This window comes from Sphingobium sp. CECT 9361 (assembly GCF_918741285.1).
Taxonomy (GTDB): domain Bacteria; phylum Pseudomonadota; class Alphaproteobacteria; order Sphingomonadales; family Sphingomonadaceae; genus Sphingobium.
Map to the genome: position 1 here is coordinate 1 of NZ_CAKKNC010000034.1, position 23,233 is coordinate 23,233.

22 protein-coding genes and 2 pseudogenes are annotated in these 23,233 nt (G+C 58.9%); 8 read left to right on the top strand and 16 right to left on the bottom strand.

Annotated elements, in window-relative coordinates; all coding sequences use genetic code 11:
* The 3 genes from LQ220_RS22860 to LQ220_RS22870 all read left to right on the top strand — a co-directional run.
* Window positions 1-219 (top strand): hypothetical protein (locus LQ220_RS22860; protein ID WP_230190367.1); only part of this gene is annotated, 219 nt, incomplete at its 5' end.
* Window positions 209-880: a hypothetical protein gene (locus LQ220_RS22865; RefSeq protein WP_230190368.1), complete on the top strand. Its 672-nt coding sequence runs from the start codon at window positions 209-211 to the stop codon at window positions 878-880. The genes LQ220_RS22860 and LQ220_RS22865, both read left to right, overlap by 11 nt.
* 216 nt (window positions 881-1,096) lie before the next feature.
* Window positions 1,097-1,990, top strand: a complete 894-nt coding sequence (locus tag LQ220_RS22870) for an FRG domain-containing protein (RefSeq protein ID WP_230190369.1) — start codon at window positions 1,097-1,099, stop codon at window positions 1,988-1,990.
* Window positions 1,991-2,156: 166 nt separating this feature from the next.
* On the opposite strand, the pseudogene LQ220_RS22875 reads toward LQ220_RS22870, so the two are convergent.
* Both LQ220_RS22875 and LQ220_RS22880 read right to left on the bottom strand, forming a co-directional pair.
* Window positions 2,157-2,369: pseudogene (locus tag LQ220_RS22875) on the bottom strand (abortive infection family protein); the annotation flags it as partial.
* Window positions 2,363-3,307 carry a hypothetical protein gene (locus LQ220_RS22880; RefSeq protein WP_230190371.1) on the bottom strand — a complete coding sequence of 315 codons (945 nt, stop codon included), beginning with the start codon at window positions 3,305-3,307 and terminating at the stop codon, window positions 2,363-2,365. The pseudogene LQ220_RS22875 and the gene LQ220_RS22880, both read right to left, overlap by 7 nt.
* A 376-nt stretch (window positions 3,308-3,683) precedes the next feature.
* Between LQ220_RS22880 and LQ220_RS22885 the strand changes: the two genes are divergently transcribed.
* Window positions 3,684-3,917, top strand: a complete 234-nt coding sequence (locus LQ220_RS22885) for an AbrB/MazE/SpoVT family DNA-binding domain-containing protein (RefSeq protein WP_230190372.1) — start codon at window positions 3,684-3,686, stop codon at window positions 3,915-3,917.
* Between the two features lie 3 nt (window positions 3,918-3,920).
* Window positions 3,921-4,322: a type II toxin-antitoxin system VapC family toxin gene (locus LQ220_RS22890; RefSeq protein WP_230190373.1), complete on the top strand. Its 402-nt coding sequence runs from the start codon at window positions 3,921-3,923 to the stop codon at window positions 4,320-4,322.
* 70 nt (window positions 4,323-4,392) lie between these two features.
* Here LQ220_RS22890 and LQ220_RS22895 read toward each other — a convergent pair whose 3' ends face one another.
* Both LQ220_RS22895 and LQ220_RS22900 read right to left on the bottom strand, forming a co-directional pair.
* On the bottom strand, window positions 4,393-5,025 hold the full coding sequence (locus tag LQ220_RS22895; protein ID WP_230190374.1) for a tyrosine-type recombinase/integrase: 633 nt from the start codon (window positions 5,023-5,025) through the stop codon (window positions 4,393-4,395).
* Between the two features lie 195 nt (window positions 5,026-5,220).
* On the bottom strand, window positions 5,221-5,511 hold the full coding sequence (locus tag LQ220_RS22900; RefSeq protein WP_230190375.1) for a hypothetical protein: 291 nt from the start codon (window positions 5,509-5,511) through the stop codon (window positions 5,221-5,223).
* A gap of 159 nt (window positions 5,512-5,670) precedes the next feature.
* On the opposite strand from LQ220_RS22900, the gene LQ220_RS22905 reads away from it, so the two are divergent.
* Window positions 5,671-7,632, top strand: a complete 1,962-nt coding sequence (locus tag LQ220_RS22905; protein ID WP_230190376.1) for a potassium transporter Kup — start codon at window positions 5,671-5,673, stop codon at window positions 7,630-7,632.
* A 6-nt stretch (window positions 7,633-7,638) separates the two neighbouring features.
* Here LQ220_RS22905 and LQ220_RS22910 read toward each other — a convergent pair whose 3' ends face one another.
* The 8 genes from LQ220_RS22910 to traA form a co-directional block, all read right to left on the bottom strand.
* Complete coding sequence (locus tag LQ220_RS22910) at window positions 7,639-8,331, bottom strand: response regulator transcription factor (protein WP_230190377.1); 693 nt, start codon at window positions 8,329-8,331, stop codon at window positions 7,639-7,641.
* Window positions 8,328-11,000, bottom strand: a complete 2,673-nt coding sequence (locus LQ220_RS22915; RefSeq protein ID WP_230190378.1) for a sensor histidine kinase KdpD — start codon at window positions 10,998-11,000, stop codon at window positions 8,328-8,330. The genes LQ220_RS22910 and LQ220_RS22915 overlap by 4 nt, the downstream gene beginning before the upstream one ends.
* The gene (kdpC, locus tag LQ220_RS22920; RefSeq protein WP_230190379.1) at window positions 10,997-11,614 is read right to left on the bottom strand and encodes a potassium-transporting ATPase subunit KdpC; all 618 of its coding nucleotides are present in this window, start codon (window positions 11,612-11,614) and stop codon (window positions 10,997-10,999) included. Before kdpC ends, LQ220_RS22915 begins: the two co-directional genes overlap by 4 nt.
* An 11-nt stretch (window positions 11,615-11,625) precedes the next feature.
* On the bottom strand, window positions 11,626-13,662 hold the full coding sequence (gene kdpB / locus LQ220_RS22925) for a potassium-transporting ATPase subunit KdpB (RefSeq protein ID WP_230190380.1): 2,037 nt from the start codon (window positions 13,660-13,662) through the stop codon (window positions 11,626-11,628).
* A 12-nt stretch (window positions 13,663-13,674) separates the two neighbouring features.
* Window positions 13,675-15,378 carry a potassium-transporting ATPase subunit KdpA gene (gene kdpA / locus LQ220_RS22930; RefSeq protein ID WP_230190381.1) on the bottom strand — a complete coding sequence of 568 codons (1,704 nt, stop codon included), beginning with the start codon at window positions 15,376-15,378 and terminating at the stop codon, window positions 13,675-13,677.
* 13 nt (window positions 15,379-15,391) lie between these two features.
* Window positions 15,392-15,481 (bottom strand): K(+)-transporting ATPase subunit F, encoded by a 90-nt coding sequence (gene kdpF, locus LQ220_RS22935; RefSeq protein WP_230190382.1) that lies wholly within the window; start codon window positions 15,479-15,481, stop codon window positions 15,392-15,394.
* An 885-nt stretch (window positions 15,482-16,366) separates the two neighbouring features.
* Window positions 16,367-16,933 (bottom strand): DUF6118 family protein, encoded by a 567-nt coding sequence (locus LQ220_RS22940; RefSeq protein ID WP_230190383.1) that lies wholly within the window; start codon window positions 16,931-16,933, stop codon window positions 16,367-16,369.
* A 155-nt stretch (window positions 16,934-17,088) separates the two neighbouring features.
* Window positions 17,089-20,031, bottom strand: coding sequence for a Ti-type conjugative transfer relaxase TraA (traA, locus tag LQ220_RS22945; RefSeq protein ID WP_230190384.1), 2,943 nt, complete (start codon window positions 20,029-20,031; stop codon window positions 17,089-17,091).
* 172 nt (window positions 20,032-20,203) lie between these two features.
* Between traA and LQ220_RS22950 the strand changes: the two genes are divergently transcribed.
* Together LQ220_RS22950 and LQ220_RS22955 are read left to right on the top strand one after the other, a co-directional pair.
* Window positions 20,204-20,530, top strand: coding sequence for a conjugal transfer protein TraD (locus tag LQ220_RS22950; RefSeq protein ID WP_230190385.1), 327 nt, complete (start codon window positions 20,204-20,206; stop codon window positions 20,528-20,530).
* A 16-nt stretch (window positions 20,531-20,546) separates the two neighbouring features.
* Window positions 20,547-20,777, top strand: a complete 231-nt coding sequence (locus LQ220_RS22955) for a conjugal transfer protein TraD (protein WP_230190386.1) — start codon at window positions 20,547-20,549, stop codon at window positions 20,775-20,777.
* Between the two features lie 24 nt (window positions 20,778-20,801).
* Here LQ220_RS22955 and LQ220_RS22960 read toward each other — a convergent pair whose 3' ends face one another.
* From LQ220_RS22960 to LQ220_RS22975, 4 genes and pseudogenes are all read right to left on the bottom strand, one after another.
* Complete coding sequence (locus tag LQ220_RS22960; protein ID WP_230190387.1) at window positions 20,802-21,731, bottom strand: hypothetical protein; 930 nt, start codon at window positions 21,729-21,731, stop codon at window positions 20,802-20,804.
* A 28-nt stretch (window positions 21,732-21,759) separates the two neighbouring features.
* Window positions 21,760-22,689, bottom strand: coding sequence for a nucleotidyltransferase and HEPN domain-containing protein (locus LQ220_RS22965; protein WP_230190388.1), 930 nt, complete (start codon window positions 22,687-22,689; stop codon window positions 21,760-21,762).
* Window positions 22,690-22,764: 75 nt separating this feature from the next.
* Complete coding sequence (locus tag LQ220_RS22970; protein ID WP_230190389.1) at window positions 22,765-23,010, bottom strand: sigma-70 region 4 domain-containing protein; 246 nt, start codon at window positions 23,008-23,010, stop codon at window positions 22,765-22,767.
* Window positions 23,007-23,233: pseudogene (locus LQ220_RS22975) on the bottom strand (hypothetical protein); the annotation flags it as partial. The pseudogene LQ220_RS22975 and the gene LQ220_RS22970, both read right to left, overlap by 4 nt.

Genomic DNA, 23,233 nt, shown 5'->3' on the forward strand with positions numbered 1-23,233 from the left:
GCGTCGGCCGGTCTCCACCACGTCCAGGCGACGAGCGCCTGCAAACACATCAATGCTTATGTCATCCATGCCCGCGCAATGAGCTGGATACATCACCTCGACAATGCGGCTGCTATCGGAGGCGTACGTATAAAATTGACCACCCGTCCATTAATTGCGGTAACGGATACGTCGTACGGGCTCCATAGGCAGATAAATGGAGGGATTTATGACGAGTAACGAAGGTCGACGGAGCAATGAGGAACAGTTGCGGTTGGTCCTAAGTCGCTTCTTCAGCGACGCAGGCGTCTGTGTGGAAGCAGTGGATGACGGGTTGGTTCAAGCCCTTGCTTCGTCGGTAGAGCGTGCAACCGAGACGACTACCGAGAACGTCGAAGAGATCGTTGGCGGAGACGATCCAAATAGCATGAGCATGATCTATATCCGACATGGACGTCGGACTGCGAAATCAATCCATTTCCGCAACTTCTCGGCTGATGCGACTACGGCAACCCAAGCAACCTTAGTAGCCTTGACCGGCACTCCGGCAATAGCGACGATCCTCAGCTCTGGCCTGATCGGCGCGACTTTCCTTCCCTTCGTCATCGGCATGGCATTCAGGCTATACAAGACATTAGAAAAAACAATCGGCTGGCCAGAGTCTTGCCTCTTTTTCGCCCTTCATCAAGTGGCCAACTTTCACGATTTCGTCTCCGATGACGTCGCCAAGAGCATGGGGCCGGTTCTGAGGGATCAGTACGGCTATGCGAAGGGCGAAAACACGAACGAGGTGGATGATCTGCTTGATAAGCTGCAAGCGCATGGAGCACTGCGTAAGGACGTCGGCGGATACCGACTGATGGAGGGTGTTACGAGATCTTGGATTGATTGGGCCAACTGATCACCGTTGTTTTGCGGGTGCCCGAGGCAGCTGCTGCTCGAAATTGCAAAGGTTGAAAGCGCGCCCCTTTTTGGAGATGATGACGATCACTGGCCGCAATTGCCCTTTACCGTACCAAGTGCAGAGATCGTCGTGATTGCTGGCTAGACCGATAGCGAACTCGCCACTTGTTTTTGACGGGCAGCCGGTTGAGAGAGGTGGAAGGGGGTGAACACATTGTCTGATCTGCAAATCGCCAGTCTTTCAGATTTCTTCATAGAGCTAGAGAAGACTTCGCCAAGTAACGCGCGTGCTACGTTGTATCGTGGCCATCCCTCGGCTGCCTACCTCCTAAAGCCTTCGATGTTCCGCGACCAGTCGAAGCGCAAAGACGAGAAGAACATCTTCCGCGAGCTTATCTCAGTACAGCCCAGGGCGTTCGTTGAGGACCGTAACGTCTTCGAGCAGCTCGTGCGCATGCAGCATTTCTCGTTACCTACGCGCCTCCTCGACTTAACCTACAACCCCCTCGTCGCTTTATTCTTCGCGTGCGAGACCCATCCCAAGGTGGATGGCCAGATGCTCACACTGAGTACGGCAAAGAATAAGGTACGCTACTTCGATAGCGACACGGTCAGCTGTCTGGCGAACCTCTCGTTTCTTAAGGGCAACGAACGGAACGAACTGCGTAAAGCCGAAAGTGACGAAGATGTAAGGACTTGTGAAGCGGGCAAGAGATTGTTGCAGTTCATCCGCGCTGAGAAATCCTACTTTCTTCCTGAGATTAGGGTCTCCGACCTCAACTCAGTTCAGCTCGTCCGCCCAAAGCAGAGCAACCCACGCATTATCGCACAGCAAGGAGCCTTCTTACTGTTCGGTCTCGTTTCCGAACTCAAGCCGCGAAACCCGTTCGCAATGAAAGTGTCGCGCATAACGATTCCGGCGTCGGCCAAACCAAAGATCCTGCGCGATCTCGACCGCGTCAACATCAACCGGGCGACGTTGTTTCCGGAAGTTGAATCAGCTGCTAAATACATTATGGGCAAGTTGGTACCGGTCGAAGGCGGTTCGGAGAACGGCACGGCACATGCTACCGTCAGACCCCGGCATACCTATCTCGCCAAGGCTTGAGCGCATCGGATGGTCAGGCACCGACCAACTCTCGCCGTTCCGACGCACCGAGGTGAACGTCTGCTAGCGCCAAAACCTTCCGTTGCCATATGCTCGTAGACGCGCGCCGCTCCCGTCTTCAATCCGGACATTCCCGCTCCCGGATCAGCCCGTGGGAAGCTGCCTTTCATTCACCACTGTTGATGCTGGCAGGCGGTCGCCATCCCTCTGCATGCTGGGGTAGGGCCCGATGCTCCGTGCGTTCCCATGTTTCAATGAGGAATAGCGCCAAAGAGCTAGCGGCGTTTAGCGCCAAGTGCGCAATCCGTGCATCGATCCGCCGGGCCCCCTTCTCTCGACCGTGCGCGTCCCCGCCATGGGTCCGAAGCGCGCCTATACCCCCGGCTCTTCGAGGAGAAGCACACAGTCCTTGAATTCGCCGTTTGTCGCATGGGTGAATCTCCATGCAAACGAGACATACCAACGGAAGCCGGTAGACCTCCTGTGCAGTCGCACCGGCATTCCAATGCCCTCATCTTCCGCGAAGATGTTGAGGGTTGGGCCATCAATCTCAATGTCGAACTTGACCTGCTTCTGCTGCCAAAGATTCCCAAACTGCTTAGTCAAGTAGGCAGAGGCGGAGCGTTTGTCGAAGGAGCGAACGGTCCGACCTTCGGCAGATTGCCCCTTCTCGAGAAAATCATCGAGCTCAATGCTTGCAAGGTCGAGAATGATGAGGATGGTTTGGTCCTCATTGCTAAGCTGGTGACGGTTCTTGCGCCCGACCTGATCCCAGCGGTCCCGGAGTTGGGTAAGCTCAACCTGAGCCCCGGACATATCGTAGTCGTGAATGTAAACGAACTTCGGGACGTTGGCCTTTGCCCAAGCCGTCGCTCGGCTCTCATCGAGAGCTCCTGCGGGAAAACCTTCCACGTCAAAATCCGTCGCGTAACCATAATACTTGTGGAGGTCGATGAAGGCTATGGACGACACCTCTAGTGCCAAGGGCGTATGCTCCTCGCCCTCCGCTGAAGCCTCAGGTTCCTTAGCAGCAGCGGCAGCCAGGGCGGACGTTTCTTGTTCCGAGAGGCGGAACCGCGCATGACAGACAAGTTCACCTTCAGCGTTCTTCCGGCCTTCCCACTTGTCGACTGGCCAATCCTCATTGATGTTGTAATCGGCCTCCTCGATAATAGGATTGACGCAATAAAGAGCTTCGAAAAGATTACTCTTCCCGGCCTCGTTCTGCCCGACAAACGCTGTGATTTGATTGGCGTTGATCCAGCCAGAATCAATCACGTTTCGAAAGTTGGTGACCTGAAACCCTTCGAACTTCATCCCACAAGCCCCCATACTGATCAGATGTGGTCATCAGATAGGGCAGGAGGCAGCAATAGCCAATGGTGCTGCGCGAAGCGGCACCTTGTAGCAAGAAAGACAGGTTTCCGGATCATCCCCAGACCTGGACACAGGAAGGTGGGCTTACGCAGCAACGCCAATGACCGGATTTGGTGAAAGTAGTCAGTGCCGGTCGCAGCGCTGACCGGCAGCAAAGTCCCACGACGCGGCGTTTGGCACTTAGCAAAACGACCCTTCCCGGACGCTCAGCGCCAATTTTTCCGTCCTCAGGTGCAGACCGTCTGCTTGTCATCGCGCGATCTTCTGCTCGCGACATCAAGTGGCATATGCTAAGGCATATGCGGAGGGAGTCGGAATGAACATCGAACGCCATGTAAAGCTATTTAAAAATGGTCGCAGCCAAGCGGTCCGCATCCCTCGTGAGTTCGAACTCCCGGGAGAAGATGCGATCATGCGCAAGGAAGGCTCGCGCATCATTATCGAGGTGGCACCCCCATCTTCGCTGCTTGCGCGGTTGAAGACCCTGTCACCGATCGAGGATGATTTCGGGCCAATCGGCGATCTGCCAGCCGAACCCTTCGCCTTCTAAATCATGTTCCTGCTGGATACGAACATTCTGTCGGATCTGATCCGACATCCTCAAGGTGTGATCGCGTCACGGATCGCTGAGGTTGGTGAAACCGAGATCGCGACCAGCATCGTAGTTGCGGGTGAACTGCGTTACGGTGCCGAGCGGCGTGGATCGTCCCGCCTGACCGCCCAGCTCGAAGCTGTGCTCGAATTGCTGCCAACCCTTCCAATGGGCGACGATGCTGACATTCACTACGGGCGGCTGCGCGCCGATCTCGAGCGACGTGGAACGCCCATCGGGGCGAACGACATGCTCATCGCCGCGCACGCACTCAGTTTAGGTGCGACGCTGGTGACCGACAATGTTCGGGAGTTCGAGCGCGTCAAGGATCTGGCAGTAGCCAACTGGCTGAGGGAGTCTTGAGCAATATGCTCCGCGCGCGCCGGCGCGTAAGCTGCAGGCTAAACCTCGGCCGCCAAAATACGGCAAAACTTCAAATTTCTGTGCCTTCAGCCAACGTCAGCGCATCTTCCACATCGACACCAAGATATCTGACCGTGCTTTCGATCTTGGTATGCCCGAGCAGTATCTGCACGGCCCGAAGGTTGCCGGTTGCCTTGTAGATGATGGACGCCTTCGTCCGCCGCATGGAATGCGTGCCATAATCCTCACTCGGCAGGCCAATCCCCGTCACCCACTCATCCACGAGGCGCGCATATTGCCGGGTGCTCATGTGGTCAGCGTGATTGGTCCGGCTCGGGAACGCGAAATCGTCGATACTCCCGCCCCGCAATTCGAGCCATTTCAGCAAGCTCGCCCGGGCGTCATCCATGATCTCGAATTGTACCGGGCGCCCCGTTTTCTTTTGAACAACGATTGCGCGGTGACGGATATCGTGATTGCAGACGATGTCGCCGATCGTGATTTTCACAAGGTCGCAGCCACGTAATTTGCTATCGATCGCTAGATCGAAGAGAGCTCGATCCCTAACGCGTCGGTTCTGATCAAGAAAGAAGCGCACTGCCCAGATCTGTCTGGGCTTCAACGCCTTTTTCGCACCTACTTTGCGGCCCGCATTCCATGCCGGTCGCTCTCGGATTGCTGGATCGAACTCTGAATGTCCCATCAGACATCTCCGTGCCAGAAGAGCGAGAAGGTGCGCCCAGGAATCTTTCCGGACAATTACCGAAAGCAGTAAGCGCGTTGGCAGCCATCAAGCGGCCTCCCAAAGCAGAGTCTCCCCTTAACGCTCCGTTGCTTTCGCAGAGCTTGCTGATCAGGAGGAAACCAATCGCCTATTAGAGATACTGCGAGACAGCGATCAGCGGCGCTGACCCGAATAATATTGGGACGTGACTTTGGTAGCCCAGCGCTCAGACACTTGAGTATTTTCAAAGAGATGTTTTCCAAGCGCGAGTGTGGCCGCCCCTAGACTGCCCGCCGCAAACATTAGCATGCCGATCAGCATTTCCAATGGTGTAGCTTCGTGTGGCGCATGGCGTCTGACAAGCGCTGCCATCCACAGTCCAAGCAGCCAAGCGCAGCCTAGCAACAGCATTCCGCTGAGACGAAGAATCAGATCGGCGCCAGGCCGTTCATGCCAGATGGTCATCGAGCCACTCCTTGAGAGCACCCATTTATTCGCACGCGCATAGCTATTCGAGATCAGGATTAGTGTGCTTGCATAGTATTTGAGCTATGCGAGGTCAGACCGGCCACGGCGCATATGGAAAATTATATGCGATGGGGAATGGAATCATCTGGAGATATTATGCGTCCCCGTGCGATGAGCGAGGATGCTCTATTCCATTCCGTTCCTTCGCCTGTGAATTCATCAACATCGGTTGAGCCATTACCCGCTGGCGATGCCTGTCATGGGCCAAAAGGAAAGCTCTCAGTCCTTGCAATCGGCGCGCTGGGCGTGGTCTTCGGGGATATCGGCACATCGCCGCTCTACGCTTTGAAGGAGAGCTTTGTTGGCCACCATCCGCTCACCGTCGATCAGGCGCATATATATGGCGTCCTGTCCCTAATCTTCTGGACAATGACCCTCATCGTTACTGTCAAATATGTCTTGATAGTTATGCGCGCCGACAATGATGGCGAAGGCGGCAGCATGGCGCTATTGGCGCTGATTGCGCGGACGGTCGGAGAACGCCCCTGGTCGCCCATGTTGATAACGCTGGGCGTCCTGGCGACAGCGCTGTTCTACGGTGACGCGATTATCACACCCGCCATTTCCGTTTTATCGGCGGTCGAAGGCCTAACCATCGTCGAAGCACGCCTGACACCTATGGTCCTGCCCATAGTGATCGCCATTCTGGTCGGATTGTTCGTCATCCAAAAGCACGGCACCGCGCGCGTAGGTGCGCTGTTCGGCCCAATCATGATCGTCTATTTTTTAGTACTGGCATTGCTTGGAGCATCGAGCATAACCGCCCACCCCGAGATTATTGGCGTTGTGAACCCCTATTGGGCATTCCATTTTTTCGCACTCGACCCCAAGCTGGCGTTTCTGGCGCTGGGATCAGTGGTGCTGGCCGTAACCGGCGCCGAGGCGCTCTATGCCGATATGGGCCATTTCGGCCGCAAGGCGATCAGCGTGTCGTGGCTCTATGCTGCGTTTCCCTGCCTGATGCTGAACTACATGGGGCAAGGCGCGCTGCTGCTGGATAATCCTGCTGCGGTCGAAAGCCCGTTTTTTCTAATGGCGCCTGACTGGGCGAGACTGCCGCTAGTGATACTGGCGACGATGGCGACGATCATTGCGAGCCAAGCCGTCATATCGGGCGCCTTTTCCGTCACCCAGCAGGCCGTGCAGCTTGGGTTCCTGCCCCGGCTTAAGATCACCCATACCAGCGCCGACGCAGCCGGTCAGATCTATGTTCCTCTGGTCAACTGGGCCCTGCTCGTCCTCGTCATTCTGCTGACTCTAGGGTTCAAGAGTTCCAGCAACCTTGCCGCGGCATATGGCATCGCGGTGACGGGTACTATGGTGATTACCGCCTGCATGCTCGGCATCCTGACGTTCACGGTCTGGCGCTGGCATCCGCTTGTGGCGGGCCTTGTCACCGGCCTGTTCGTAGTCATCGACGGTCTTTACTTTGCGTCCAATGCCACGAAGATACCCGATGGTGGTTGGTTCCCTCTGCTCGTCGCGGCGATTGCCTTCACGCTGCTCACAACCTGGTCCACGGGCCGCAAGATCATGCGCCGCTATCTGCAGGTAGGTGCAATGGACCTTGGCCTGTTCATCCAGTCGACGGGCAAGTCGATGAAGCGGGTGCCGGGCGTCTCTATATTCCTGTCTTCGACGGATGAAGGTGTGCCGCCGGCGTTGCTCCACAATGTGAAGCACAACAAGGTCCTGCATGAGCGGGTCATCATTCTGACGGTCATGACCAAGCGGGTGCCCCATTATGTCGAGGAACGCGTGAGCGTCGAAGATGCTGGCGAGGGGTTCTTCCGTGCGCGGGTGCGGCATGGATTCATGGAAGAGGTCAACCTGCCCGAAATCATATGTTCAGAGAGGCGCTGTGGCGGAGCCATAAGCCCCATGGAAACAAGCTACTTCCTCAGCAGGCAAACCCTGATCGCATCGAGCCGCCCCGGCATGGCGATCTGGCGCGAGAAACTTTTCGCCTGGATGATCCGCAACGCGGAAAGCCCGATGGCGTATTTCAAGTTGCCAACTAATCGCGTGGTCGAACTGGGGTCTCAGGTCGAAATCTAACGCGCGTCAATCGGGCGACTGGAGCCGATAACCGATACCAAGCTCGTTGCCGATGATCTGCGGGCGCTGCGGATCGAATTCGATCTTTTGCCGCAGCGTGCGGATGAGCACGCGAAGATATTCGACATGATGTTCGCTCTCATTGGGCCAGACATGGTCCATGATCTGTTTATGGGTAATCACACGACCGGGGAATTGGGCCAATTGCGCGAAGACGGCATATTCCTTGGGCGTGAGATGCACGTCCTTGCCTGCTTTCATGACCTTCCGCTTCATCAGGTCGATCTCCAGCTCACCGATCTTCAATGCCGCAACGCCGCCATCCTTGCCAAGCCGATTGCGCAGCGCCACGCGCACCCTGGCCAGCAGTTCATTCGTATCGAACGGTTTGGTCAGATAATCGTCGGCGCCCAGATCGAGCGCCGTCACCTTTTCTTCCGTGGCCTCTCGCGCGGACACTATAATCAACGTGGCGGTCGAATGCGCTTTGATGATCGGTACGAGTTCCAGCCCGTCCCGGTCGGGGAGCCCCAGATCCAACAGGACGATATCGGGACGCTCGGCCTCGACCAGTTCCAGCGCGATGCGCCCATTTTCGGCTTCGATCACAGCATAGTCGGCCCGCGCCAGCGCGGCCTGAATGAGCCGCCGGATATGGGGTTCATCGTCAACGATAAGAACTTTGTGCCGCAGGGTCATTGCATGGCCTCTTCGTCTATGTCCGACACAATCGTGGTGGCCGGAACGTGGATCGTAAAACGCGCGCCGAAGGGCGCAATGTTGTTCTTAGCAAAGACCTCCAGCCCCATGGCCTCGGCGAAACCTTTCACGATGGCAAGGCCAAGGCCCGTCCCGCCTTTCGAACGGTCGGATCCCTCCAGCCGGGTGAAGGTGTCGAAAACGCGCTCCTCCTTGCCAGCCGGTATGCCCGGTCCTTCATCGACGACGGAGAGATCCAGACCGAAGGGCGTGCGTCGGCACTCTATCCTTACTGGCGTGTCCGGATCGGCGTAGCGACCGGCATTGTCGAGCAGGTTGATAAGGCAGTGATGAAACAGCCGTGCATCGACACGGACAAGTGGCATGTCCGGTGGAATGTCGAGAATGACTTCGTGATCCGCAAGGGACTTGCGGGTGTCATGCACTGCAGCAGATACGGCATCGGTGAGATCAGTGGCTTCAACGCGGAGCGATAGCGCGCCAGCCTCCACCCGCACCATATCGAGCAGGTTGGCAACGAAACGGTTCAGTCGCAGTGCCTCCCCTTCCAGCGTATCCAGCATCTCTTCTGACGGCGTCCGCCGCAGTTCATGAATGGTCGAGAGGATGGTAGTGAGCGGCGTGCGCAGATCGTGGCTCACGGACGACAGCAGGACTGAGCGCAGCCGGTCGCGTTCGCGCAGTTGTCGGGCATCCTGCATCTCCTCTTCCAGCGTCAAGCGATCAAATGCGATCGAGGCTTGGTCAAGCAGGCTCATCACGAGCGGAATCTGATCGGATCGCAGCGTCTCGTTCGCATCCTCTCTTGCAAATCCGATGACCCCAAGGATGCCGCGGGTGGTTTGTAGAGGGTGGAAAAGCCAGTCAGAGGCGGTGAGCGTTGACGAGCCGCGCCCCGCTGGCTGACCATTATCCATCGCCCATTGTGCCGCAGCCTTTTCAATATCCTCAAGACGGTTTTCGGGGGGATAGGCGGCGCGCACCTGCGGCCCGTCGCGGGACGGCAGGAGCATGACCGTCCGGCAATCGAACAGGCGCGAAATTTCCGCGCATATGGCGTGCATCAGCTCTTCCTGACTGCCGGATGAAGTGAGCTGGCGGGAGAAACCAGCCAGCGCAGCATTCTGGCGCGCGCTCGACTGGGCCAGAACGGCCTGAGCGCGAACCCGCGCAGCAAACTGGCTGGTGACGATTGCCACGCCCAGCAGGACGAAGATGCTGACTACATTCTCCGGGTTGTTGACCGTCAAAGTCCCCGTCGGCGGCAGGAAAAAGAAATTATAGGCAAGCGAAGATGTCAGCCCCGCGAAGAGCCCCGCCCGCAGACCGAATGTGGCCGCCGCAAACATGACAGGCACGAGATAGAAGAGTGCGACATTGCCCAGCGCAATGAATTCTATCAGCAGACGGCTGGCCGCCGTACACGCGACAATCGCGGCAAGGGTCCACACATAGTCCGCCGGCTTGCCCCATCGGCCCGGACGAGCGCTACGCACTCGTGGCTGGATGGGCATATTACTGTCGCCGGGAAGGACGTGCACCGCTATATCGCCCAGATTGCGGACCAATCGGTCGACTACCGACCCATAGCGCAATTCGAACCACCAAGGCCGCGCGGATTTACCGATAACGATCTGCGTCGCCCTGGCATCTTCGGCAAAGGCTAGAAGACCGTCCACCACTGTCGCGGCCGGAATGGTCGCCGTCGCCGCACCAAGCCGCGACGCAAGCGCCATTGTTTCCGCCAGCCGGTCACGTTCACTGTCCGTCAAATTCTGACTACGCTGCGTTTCGATATGCACGGCGGTCCAGGTCCCATGGAGCGCGTCGGCCAGTCGCTTGGCGGCGCGCACCAGTCCGGGCGCACTGTCCTGTTCGCTCAGCGCCACGACCACGCGCTCGCCAGCGGCAAAATTGCCTGCCAACGCGTGCGCGCGGACATAGTCGAGCATTTGCGCGTCGACCGCCTGCGCGGCACGGCGCAGCGCCAGCTCCCGCAGGGCGGTGAGATTGGACTTGGAAAAGAAATGGTTGAGTGCGCGGGTCGCTTCGGCCGGGATATAGACTTTGCCGTCCTTGAGCCGTTCGATCAGTTCGTCGGGCGGAATGTCCACCACCTCGATCTCTGCCGATTCCAGGATGCTGTCGGGAACAGTCTCCCGCACCCTGACCCGCGTGAACGAGGCGACCACGTCATTGAGGCTCTCAACATGCTGGATGTTGACGGTGGAATAGACGTCGATCCCCGCGTCGCGCAGCTCCTCAATATCCTGATATCGTTTGGGATGGCGGCTGCCGGGCGCATTGGTGTGCGCCAGTTCATCGACCAGCACCAATTGCGGGCGGCGAGCGAGGATGGCATCGATATCCATCTCGTCGATAGATTGCCCTTGATAGACAATGGCTTGGCGCGCGATGAGTTCGTGCCCGTGGATCAGAGCTTCGGTTTCTTTACGGCCATGCGTTTCGACCACGCCGATTACGACATCGACGCCCGCTTCACGGCGGTGGCGTCCATCGGTCAACATCTCATAGGTTTTGCCGACGCCGGGCGCCGCGCCCAGAAAGATCTTGAGACGCCCACGGCCTTCCTGCGCAGCCTGACGCAGGAAGGCCTCCGGGGTAGGACGGTTTGGACTTTCGTTCACCGGGATCCAGTAGCACCGATGGGATCAGGCCGTCGATTGGTCACTGCGCGATCGACCGCAAGGTTGAGGTCGAGCACATTGACGCGCGTTTCGCCCAGAAATCCGAGCATCGGCTGTTCGATCGACCGATCGACGAGGGCGCGCACGGAGGCTTGAGATATGCCGCGCGCTCTGGCGACGCGCGCGACCTGATAGAAAGCCGCTTCGGGCGTGATATGAGGGTCGAGACCCGAAGCGGAGGTTGTCACCAGGGCAGGCGGAACAGGTAAACCTGGTGAGGATTGCGAGAGCCGCGCGACGTCGGCTTTCACCCGATCCGCAAGTGCGCGACTTGTAGGGCCGAGATTGGATCCGGAAGAGGCAAGGCCGTCATAGCCTTTGCCCGCCGCTGAAGGGCGAGACGCGAAATACTGCTCGCTGGCGAACCCCTGCCCGATAAGCTCTGAACCCACGACTACGTCATTTTGGCGGATAAGGCTGCCATTCGCCTTAGAAGGAAACAGGAGTTGGCCCACGCCCGTTACGGCGAGAGGGTAAGCGATACCGAGCAGCAGCGCGAAGAGGACCGTCAGTACGATGGCCGGACGCAGCGCGGTGAGAAAATCCTTGTTCATGACAGTCTTCCTTAAGCCAGGCCGAGGCAGTTGACGGCAAGATCGATCAGCTTGATGCCGACAAAGGGCGCAATCAGACCCCCCAGTCCGTAAACAGCCAGGTTGCGGGCAAGCAGCGGACCGGCCCCGATCGGCCGGTATTTCACGCCCTTCAATGCGAGTGGCACCAGCAGCGGAATGATCAGGGCATTGAAGATGATGGCTGAGAGGATCGCCGATTGCGGAGTCGCAAGGCCCATGACGTTGAGCACCCCCAGACCCGGATACAGCACTATGAACATCGCCGGGATGATCGCGAAATATTTGGCCACGTCATTGGCGACTGAAAAGGTCGTCAGCGCCCCGCGGGTCATGAGCAACTGCTTGCCTAGGCCGACCACCTCGATCAATTTGGTCGGATCACTGTCGAGATCGACCATGTTGCCCGCTTCACGCGCGGCCTGCGTTCCGGTGTTCATGGCGACACCGACATCGGCTTGCGCCAGCGCCGGAGCGTCGTTGGTGCCATCGCCGCACATGGCGACCAGCCGCCCGCCTTCCTGTTCCTTGCGGATGAGGGCCAGTTTGTCTTCCGGTGTGGCCTGCGCAAGAAAGTCATCCACGCCCGCTTCGGCCGCGATGGAGGCGGCGGTCAGCGGGTTGTCGCCGGTAATCATTACCGTGCGAATGCCCATGGCCCGCAATTCGCCAAACCGCTCACGAATACCTGCCTTCACCACGTCCTTCAGGAAGATGGCGCCGAGCAGCTTCCCATCGCGTGCGACAGCCAGTGGCGTACCACCTGCCCGTCCGATTTCGTCGGTGATCCGCCGTAATTCGTTGGCAATAGGTGTTTCGGCGAGACCGGGATTGGCGTTCAGGATAGAATCCACGGCCCCCTTCTGAATGACGGCACCATCGGTCTTTACACCGGAAATGCGCGTCTGGGCCGTGAAGGCGATGACTTCCGCATCGGCAGGAAGGCTGTTGGTGGCCTGGCCGAACTTCTCCCGAGCCAGAACGACGATAGAGCGGCCTTCAGGCGTTTCGTCGGCGAGACTGGCGAGCAGCGCGGCCTCCGCAAGCATGGCCGGGGTAGCGCCGCCAACAGGACGGAACTCGCTGGCCTGACGGTCGCCGACGGTAATGGTGCCGGTCTTGTCGAGCAGCAACACATCGATATCACCCGCTGCCTCGACCGCGCGACCGGATTTGGCAAGCACATTGAAGCGGACGAGGCGATCCATGCCCGCGATACCTATCGCCGACAGCAATGCCGCAATTGTCGTGGGGATGAGAGTAATCAGCAAGGAGGCGAGCATCGCCACCGGCACGGACCCGCCTGAATAGCTTGCGAAGCCCGGAATGGTGCTGACCGCGATCAGGAAGATGATCGTCAGGCCGACAAGCAAGATGGTGAGTGCGATCTCGTTCGGCGTCTTTTGCCGTTCGGCACCTTCCACAAGCGCAATCATGCGGTCGAGGAAACCTTCGCCCGGTCCGGCTGTCACCCGGATGCGGATTTCGTCTGAAAGGACGCGCGTGCCTGCTGTGACGGCCGAGCGGTCGCCGCCGGCCTCCCGGATCACCGGCGCGCTTTCGCCGGTGATGGCCGCTTCGTTGACCGATGCGACACCGGAGACCACTTCGCCGTCCGCGGGGATGAGATCCCCTGTCTCGACAAGGACGATGTCCCCCACGCGCAGGGCGCTGGCGACGATGCTGTCGTGATCGCGGCCATCGCCTTTCAACCGCTTGGCCGTAAGGTCTGCTTTGGTGGCGCGCAGCGAGGCGGCCTGAGCCTTTCCGCGCCCCTCGGCGATCGCTTCGGCAAAAGTGCCGAAGAGTACCGTCAGCCAAAGCCAGATTACAAGTTGCAGCTTGAAGCCGGTCGAGAGGCCGTCCTGCCCGACCACCAGAAGGATGGTCAGGAGGATAGCAACCACTGCCGTCGTGAACATCACCGGATTGCGGATCAGCTCCTGCGGACTGAGTTTGCGGAAGGCGCCGCCGATCGCTGGAACGATCAGGTCAGCGGTGAAGAGCGATTTGGACGCTGTGCGTGCCATGATGTCGTTTCCTTAGAACAGCTGGCCACGGATCATCGCGAGATGATCGGCAATGGGGCCAAGCGCGAGGCCGGGCAGGAACGTGAGGCCGCCCACGATCAGCACGATGCCGATCAGAAGGCCGGTCCACAGCGGTCCGGTTGTCGGGAAAGACCCCGACGTCGCTGGCGTGTAATTCTTCGCCGCCAAACTGCCTGCGATGGCCAGCATGGGAATGATGATGAAGAAACGTCCGACCCACATCGCGACCCCCAGCAACCCGTCGTAGAAGGGCGTGTTGGCGGTCAGGCCCGCAAAGGCCGATCCGTTATTGCCCGCGCCAGATGTAAAGGCGTAGAGAATTTCGGAGAAGCCGTGCGGTCCCTTGTTGAGCGGTCCTGCCAGGCCGGCTGGCAACACCGACGCGACTGCGGTAAAGCCCAGGATAATTAGCGGCAGCACCGCTATCGCCAGCACTGCTAGCTTGACTTCCCGGCCCTCAATCTTCTTGCCGACATATTCGGGCGTCCGCCCGACCATCAGGCCAGCTACGAACACCGCAAGGATGGCAAACAGCAGGAAGCCGTAAATGCCCGCGCCTACGCCGCCGACGACGACTTCGCCCAACTGAATGTTGAACAGCGGGATCAATCCGCCAAGCGCAGTGAAGCTGTCGTGCATGGCGTTGACCGCGCCGCAGGATGCTGCGGTCGTAACGGCGGAGAACAGGGCGGACGCGGCGATGCCGAAGCGCACCTCCTTACCCTCCATATTGCCGCCCGCGACGCCCAGATTGTGCAGGATCGGATTGCCTGAGGCTTCCTGCCAATAGACGATGGTTACGCCGACCAGAAAGATGGTCAGCATGGCACCAAGGATTGCCCAGCCCTGACGGACATTGCCGACGGCCTTGCCAAAACACCAGGTGAGGCCAAAGCCGATGGTGAATATCGAAAGCATCTGGATAAGGTTGGTTAGCGCGTTGGGGTTTTCGAAGGGATGCGCGCTGTTGGAGTTGAAGAAGCCGCCGCCGTTGGTGCCCAACATCTTGATTGCTTCCTGGCTCGCCACCGGTCCAAGCGCGAGCGTTTGCTTCGCGCCTTCCAACGTCGTTATATCCACCGATCCGGCCAGCGTTTGCGGGACGCCATTGGCGGTCAGGAACAGCGCATAGACGATGCAGATGGGCAGCAGCAGGTACAGGGTGACGCGCGTTACATCCGCCCAGAAATTGCCGATGGTGCCCGCGTTGCGCCGCGCAAAACCACGGAAGAAGGCGAAAGCGAGCGCAATGCCGGTCGCAGCGGACAGGAAGTTATGGATCGTCAGACCCAGCATCTGGCTGAGGTTCGACATAGTGGATTCGCCGCCATAGCTCTGCCAGTTCGTGTTGGTCGTGAAGCTGACCGCCGTGTTGAACGAGAGATGCTCGCTAAGCCCTGGATAGCCCAGAGGATTGAGCGGCAGGACGCCCTGTAGCCGGAGGATCGCGTACGTCAGGAGCAATAATGCGACGTTGAAGATCAGCATGTGAACGGCGTAGCGGCGCCAGCTCTGTTCGGCATTGGGGTCTATACCGGCAAGCTTATAGAAGCCGTGTTCCACTGGCCCCAGTACAGCGTGGAGCGGCGTTCGCCGTCCTTCATAAAGAGCGAACAGCCATGTACCCATCGGCCCGGTCAGCGCGAGCAATATCCCCACAAAGGCGAGGATCAAAATCCATCCCTGGAATGTCATGATTCGCTCCTTTCTAGAAGCGTTCGGGCCGCACAAGCACGGCGACGAGGTAAAGGAGAAGGCCAGCGGCAGTAGCCGCGGCGAGCCAGAGATCGATCGTCATATCCCTTGTTCCCTCACGCGTTGTCGCACAGGCGGATATAGGCGAGGCTTGCGGCGACCAGCCCGAGGGCGATGCCCAGCCAGAGTAAATCCTGCATTACCCAATTCCTTTCGGGACATGGGCGACCGGGTCGATCATCCCATGAATACTGGCCTCGGACGGCAAACGGATCGACCGAGCTCTATATCGATAGCGTCGCTCGACATTCCGGTCAGCGAGTCGCATGCTGGATGTACGAATTGACCGCAGTGGAAATCGAGATGGAGAACAGGGCAATCGCATAGTGATTGCATATGATACCGACGAGCAGTGCGGCTCATGGTCAAATTTTGTCGGCCAAGCGGGCGCGAGCGCTCAATTGCCCCGACCGCACTTGAGCCATTCAACGCAACTGGCGTTTGCTCACTCTCGACTTAAAAAGCGGTCACTCGGCATATCTTTTGGCAAAGCGGATGACGGTGTTGATCTCTGTTTATGTCTTTATGGCGTCTTCAATAATCTTCCTCGCGAGACCATAAGCATGTCGCCGCTAAAATGGTGGGCATGACATTGAGCCACCTGTTGGCGACTGCGGTCACTGTCGGCAGACCACCAACATTATATGTCCATGCATGCTGCGTTTCTTCCAGTATCATCAGGCAGACCATTTCAATAGCGACCTTATGATGGAATGCATCTGGCTTCACATCGCATCTTTCATGATCGCGAAGCTCGCTTTGCCACATTAAGACATCGGCGGCAGGTGAGTAGTGGCGCCCTTGAATAGACGCTGAGCCCCATATCAAACACGATAAGTGAGGCGCGAAGTGGTCTCACGGCGGCGGGCCTACAATGTCAGCTTTCCACGTTTCTTGATCCGGAAGCCGTCAGTCCCGAATGTCCCATTTATGGTCGTTCAGACTTCTGCGCTGTAGCGATCATCCTTTGGCCAGCCGCCTCTTGCTCCATATTCATGGTCCGCGCCGCCATCCATTCGGGCACATGCCAACTGGCGGGCAGGGATCGCGCAACGGCTCCAGGCAGCACGGCCCATAAGAAGATTCCAGCAAGCACGCCCCCCGCCACACACCAAAACTGGCGTTCGATTTGCTGGTCGGCGGCTTGCCCACGCTTCACAACGCTTTCGATTTGCCCAGCTGATCGGTCGAGTGCGGCGCGCGCGGTGTCGAGCATCCGTCGATCTTCAACGCGTACCGCTTCAGCAGCTCGGTTGATATGCTGACCTATTTCGGTGGGTGTGAGCACGATGGCCGGTGCCTGTTCGACCGCTGCAAGTCGACCAGCGACATGGCCCAAACGTCGATCGATGCCATCGAGCGCTGCCGTGTGGTCAGGGATCCGCTCACGCGCCGCCGTCAAGTTGGCAACGGCATTGTGCAGGAGGCTAAGCTCATGCCGCACGGCCTCGAAAGCCTGGGCAGTGGTTACTTCGGTGTCGATGGTATCTGTCATGAACGGCAGGCTAAACCGTGTTCGGTTCGCAATACCAGAGGTTGGAACATCGCGGGAAGCCGTGAGATTTTCGACCCCTTTGGAGTGCCCGCAACTGAGACGGCTTGAGAGTGTGCCAGCTAGCGTCGGCCTCGCGACTCGGGCCTTGGGCTGTCCTACCGCCCCAATTGGCGCCCTCTGGCAAGATCGAGGCCATGGTGGAATGCGAGCTGGGCACCAAGCGAGCGCCGACTCTCCATCATGGTGATGCCAAGCTGCGCCTTGCGGATGGCCAGGAGGGACTCAAGCTGTGGATCGCGGTGCAGGCTTCTGGCCATATCGGCCATGGCCGAACGGGTAGACTTGTAGGCCTCCATGTTCCCAGCGGCATAGTGCCGATCGACCTGGCCGGCCAAGTCGTTCCAGCGGGTGATAAACCGGTCTGCCCGCATCTGCGGATTGGTGCGCAGTTCGGTTTCCAGCTGCAGCGCGCGTATGGCACGGGTGGTGCGCCCCTGCGCTGCCTCGCTCGCGAGCTGCGGGTTCTTGGCATAGGCTGCCTCGGCATCGCGCGGCCCATCGGGGCGCTGCGCCTCAAAGGCCTGGCTCGCAGACCTTAGCTCGGCAACCTGCTCTGGGCTGTCCCTGCCGCCACGACCTCGCGTGCTGTAGATGGCATCGATCGCTCTTGCATGGCGTTGCAGCGCGTCGGTCCGCTCGCGCTGCGGCGAGGCCGCGCGGGTTTCGGCACGGGACAAGGTCGCGCCGATGTCCGGCGTAGCGGTGGGTTGTACCAGATCCTTCGAGACCTTGAGCCGCACGTCATCGAAGGTCGCGTTTGTCGGAATGCGGTCGAGCGCCGATAGCTGGAGCTTGAGCCCATCGAAGATACCGCGCCGCGGCTGAAAATGCGCAGCAGGCTCCGGTGCGGGCGCATAGTCACTCGCCATGTCGTTACCGCGCTCGCGGCCAAGCGCGCTTGTCAGTCGGCTGCGATCGGCGAAGTCGTCCTTGCCGTAATGCAGATCCACATTATCGCGATGTCGGGACAAAGCGACATACGACGCATGCCGGTCGAGGCCGGGCGTTGCCAGCACATGGACGTTGTCGACCGTCATCCCCTGCGCCTTGTGGATGGTAGCGGCATAGCCGTGATCCACATGAGCATAGTTCTTCACGTCGAACGCAATGGACCTGCCGTCATCGGTGCGCACCCGCATGGCAATCTCGCTCACCTTTTCTACCGTGCCGAGCGTACCGTTCTTAACCTCCAGGCTGCGTTCGTTCCGCAGGAACATCACGCGGTCGCCAGACCCGAAGGATCGTTCGCCCCGCTCCACTTGCAATGCGACTTCCCTACCAAGCATCTGTGCGGCGCGCATGCGCGCACGCGCAGCTTCGTTGAGCTCACGCACCTCGTCATTGGTGTGGGTAAGGATGATCCGACTGGCGTCTGGATTGGCCATCCGACCACGCTCCCAACGATCGATCAGGTCCTCGCGGGCCTGCGCGCGGGTCTCAGCGGCATGGACGTGCCCAGCATTGTCATAGGCAGCCACGGCCTCGTTGGTACGTCCTGTTGCTAGCTGCCGCGTCGCATCGCGCTGCCAGTCCTCGCGCTGGCGGCGGATGGCGGTGATCTCAACCCCGCCGTGGCGCTCTGCGGCCGACCGGAACGCTGCGCCCGCTTCGATTGCCTGCAACTGCTGCGGATCGCCGATCAGCACGACCTTAGCGCCGCGTTTTTCCGCCTCACGGATTACCCGCACCATCTGGCGCGTGCCGATCATGCCCGCTTCGTCGATGACGAGAATGTGCCTGTCGGTCAGTAGCTCCCGATCCTGCGCCCAGTGATGCTCCAGGCTGGCGATGGTGCGAGACGATATGCCTGAACCACCTTCGAGATTTTCCGCAGCGATGCCCGAGAGCGCCAGGCCTTGCACCTGATAGCCTTCGGCTTGCCAGGCTTCGCGCGCAACGCCCAGCATCGCTGACTTACCCGTCCCGGCATAACCGATGATTACGCCAAGGTCTTTTGTATTGGTGACATGGTCGAACGCGCTGCGCTGTTCAGATGAAAGCGCCATGCCGCGCTGTGCAGCGCGTGCCAGCGCTGCTTCGCGATGCTGTTCACTGACGCCATGATGGCGGCGTGCATCGAGGGTGACGGTCGCACGCTCCAGCCGCTTTTCCGTCTCGATCATCGATCGCGACGTGAACCGCTGTTCGCCCCGCCCATCCTTGCCCAAAGCGACGAGCTCGGGCGCAGCCTTCACCGCTGCCATCACCTCGTCGAACTGGTCCTTGCCTTCGCTGTGTCGATGCACGAACATCGCCAGATCGCGCGTGGTGAAGGTTGCCTGGCCATGCATGATCGCGTCAAGCGCTATGCCTGGGGAAGCAATGATCTTCGCGCCGTTCGACCGCGCGATGGTGTGATGTTCATCGAGCCGCTTACTGGAAAGGCCTTGCTCCACCATCCGCGACGCTGCCGGACCGATCTTATGTTGCGGCTCAAGATCGATGCCTTGTGCTTCAAGGCTGCGGTGATCGACCGTTGCATCGATATCGAGCGCGGCAAGCCGGGTGTTGACATGGGAAGCCCAGGCTTCGCGCCACTGCTCCAGCAGGTCGGTGCGGTTCCACTCGCGCATCTTCGCGCCGAACCCGTCTTCGCGTACTTCGCGGGTGCTGAGCATGACGTGCGCATGCGGCTTAGCCATACCATCGGCACCGACATCCCAATGGACATTAAGATCAGCGACCATGCCGCGTGTCACAAACTCCCGTTTCACGAAGTCGCGCGCCAGTGCGATGCCGTCGGCCTGGCTCATCTCGCGGGGAATGGCGAACTCGATCTCGCGGGCAAGCTGGGCATCCTTGCGCAGTTCCGCCGCCTCGACCGCATTCCACAGTTTCTCACGGTCCTGCCACGCCTCGGGTGCGCCGTCGGGTAGCATCACTTCGCTGTGTACGACGCCCGTTTTGTTGGAGAAGTCATGATGACGTTCAAGCCGCTGGTCATGCAGCCGCGAGGCGGAACGATAGGCGGCCGCCGCCAGCGCCGAGGAACCAGCAGCGCGCGAGATGATCTTTGCGGAGAAGTGGTAAATCGCCATGACGGCGTACCAATTACACCTAAAAGCGCACGTCGGCACGACGTATAAGCGCGCCCTCAAAAGATTTCATCTGTCTCGGGACTGCGTAATCCCAGGAGATTTCAGCGCATTGCGGTTGATCGGATGCCTCGATAACTGGCTGGTCCTCATCCCGCAACAGGAGGACCAGCCTATGCGCAAACCGCGCGATTATGATGCCGAGATGAAGGCGCTTGCCGACAAGGCGCGGCACCTGAAGAGCCGCAAGCAAAGCCAGCTTGGCGAACTGGTGATTGCTACCGGGGCCGACGCGCTCAGCATGGAGGAACTGGCGGGCGCCTTGCTCTCCGCTGCCGCCATGACCGATGCTGCAACGAAGGAGGCGTGGCGCAAGAGCGGCGGCACCTTCTTTCGCGGGACCAGACCGCAGCCTGGCAGCATCGCTGGCAACAAGCCGGGCAGCGCTGCGACGGGTGACGGCGGCGCGCAATCGGCTGCTGCTAATCCGGGCGCGGCATGACACACGTAACTGGCAGATGAAGCGGCGCGAACGCACCCAGCATCTGATCGAACTGGGCGGACTGGTTGCAAAGGCCGGGATCGTCGAACTCGCTGATGACGACCGTGCTGTGATCCTTGGGATTATGGTCGAGGCGGCGGCAAAACTGCGCGGGCAGGATCGCGAACAGGCACTTGCCTCCTGGCGGCGGCGCGGGAAGCGCGCCTTCGTTGAGGATAGTGGAGCGAGCAAAGCAGTGGCAAGATAATTACAAAAGAGATTTTCGCGGTCTTCAGAAGGGAAACGGAACGCTTTTCCAGCTTTCAACTGAGCTATAGGGGTCGATGTAGACTTCGCTTGGTTCCCAGCGTGGAGTTTCGCAAATGTAAAAGTCATCAGCTAGGCGGCTTCGCTGCCCCAGACCGTATGGAATTCCGTATTGCGCGGCGAGCAACACAACATTTGCACAGACAGCGGCTATTGCACGCTCAAGGGTGGCTTCGCCAAAGGCTACCTCTCGGTCATGTTTGGTCGCGTTATAGGCATTGTACCACTCAAGCGACTTAGAGGGCGCGCCTGCGTCCCAAGTGCGGAACGGCGCTACAGCAGTGAGCCACGGGAATTCCGGCAAGGTTACCCGGTATTGATCGAGTTTCATGGCAGGAAGCAAAGCTACGTAGTCCGAGGTCTTCTCTCCAGTCTTGCCGTTGGCGCGCAGAATGCCTTTCCACTGGGCTTCCACCTCCATCGCCGCCAAGATGAGCAGATTGCGAATGTCATTGCCGTAGGCTTGCATATTTCTGGCTGTCGGATGGATGGTTTGAAAAATCTCGGACAGGCGCCGGGCAAGAAGCGTCGTTTGGCTTCGGATCTGAAGTACAGTCTCTTGCTCAAGATGTGTTGTCGGATTGAACCCCGGCGATTCGTAAGGATGTTGGTCGTTTGGTCGCGCCATCCTCGGATAATGTTCGCCCGGTCCTAAGTCCATGCAATGAAAAGGGTTTTCTCCATTGGGGGCGAACCAGCTCGTCGCTTGCCGCCTGATAGCCTCAAAAATTTCCTCTCCGGTTTCGGCGCGAAAATAACTTCCGGGACCGGTGCGCGGATTGGTAACGTCAATCCTAACGGCCTCAGTAGTGGTGATTTCCCAGATGCCGAGTGCTTTGCCATTGTGGTCAATCCGTAGGAAGTACGCCATCCGTTGTCTCGTTTCGGCATTCATACGCTCTATATATCTTCGAGCTGAAACATCACCCCGCCTCGCGCGCCGTCTGTTCAAGCTGGGCGATACGCTCCAGGCAGATTTCTTCGACGACGCGGCTCAGTTCCTCGACTTGTTCGCCGAGCCAGGCCAGCTCTTCCGCGCTGATCCGATAGTGCTTCGAATATCGCGCCTTGACGTAGGCTTCTTTTAACTTCTCGAACAACGCCCGTTGCTTGCGGTTGTCGCTTGGCCAAACGTGGGTGAGCCGTGCGTCAAGCCGCTCGGCTTGGGTTCGTAGAAATGCCAGATTATGGACATGTGGTGTGTAGAAGGTCACCGCTAGCAGGACACAGTGGTAAAGGCGTTCGGTAGCCTGATGAAGAATGAAGGCAGCATCACGCCATTCCTTCTGTGACACGAAGAATTGAAACCCTTTTTGCGCTGACGTTGCGAGAGGCATCCACTCTTCAAAATACTCCTTCGCCATGTCCAGCGCCGCATGCGGTGTCTTGGGTTTGGGCTGGTGCAGCTCGGTGTTGTCGCTCTCATAGAGCGCGATGCCGTCGCGTGCGACGTCCATGAAAAAGTAGCGCCCATGGGCAAGTCCGTCATTCACTTCACCCAGCGTATGAACGATGAAGTTGACCGGGGTCTTGAGCTTGGCAGTGATGCCATATTCGCGCATGAGTCGGTCATCGACCCTGGCCCAATATTTGATACGGTCGGTCAGCCGCTTGTCGTTGACAATGATAAGAAGGTCATAGTCCGACTGGTAGCCTTTTGCGGTGTGCGGCTCATCAACCCAGCTCCCGCGCGCATAGCTGCCGTAGAGAATGACCTTGAGGATGCGGCCCTTCTTCTTCCACTCGTGCGAGGCACGTGCGAAATTCTCGGTGAATTCCTCAAATATGAGCTGGAGAACGCACTCCAGTTCGCGCTGTTTGTTTGCCGGAAGATGATCGAGATCGCTACGCATGATTTCTCTACCCTGTCGGGCTTGTCGCGTGATGGCAAGCCATTGGGCGGCACGCCATCACACGGGACCTAATATTCACCACGGCCACAGGCGCTGCCACCATATCTCCGGCTCGCTAAGTGTGCGAAAGAAAATCGTAAGTGCCGCAGTGAATTCAGACTGTACCTCGTCGGCGCTGATCCCGTGCCGCCCGGCAAGCTCGGCATAGCTGACCTTCTCGAACCGCAACGCCCAGAAAATAGCCCGTTGCCGCTCGGTCATGTGGCGCAGAGCACGATTGGCGCGCCGTCGAAACACATGGGGCGGTAGCCGTTCGGTCATGGCTGCATCTCCCCGCCCGAGAGGATGAATTCCGATGCCTTGCTGGCAGCGCTTGCGGCCTGGAAGATTGCCTTTTCATCGGCGCGAAGGACGGCAAGTAATCGCGAGGTGTCGATAATGTGAAGGAACGCGGTTTCAGTGTATGAAATGCGCAGAATTGCGACGTTATCTGACGGGCTTTGCTCCGCATTATTTCTCGACGAACCTCTGCGGTCGTTTGACT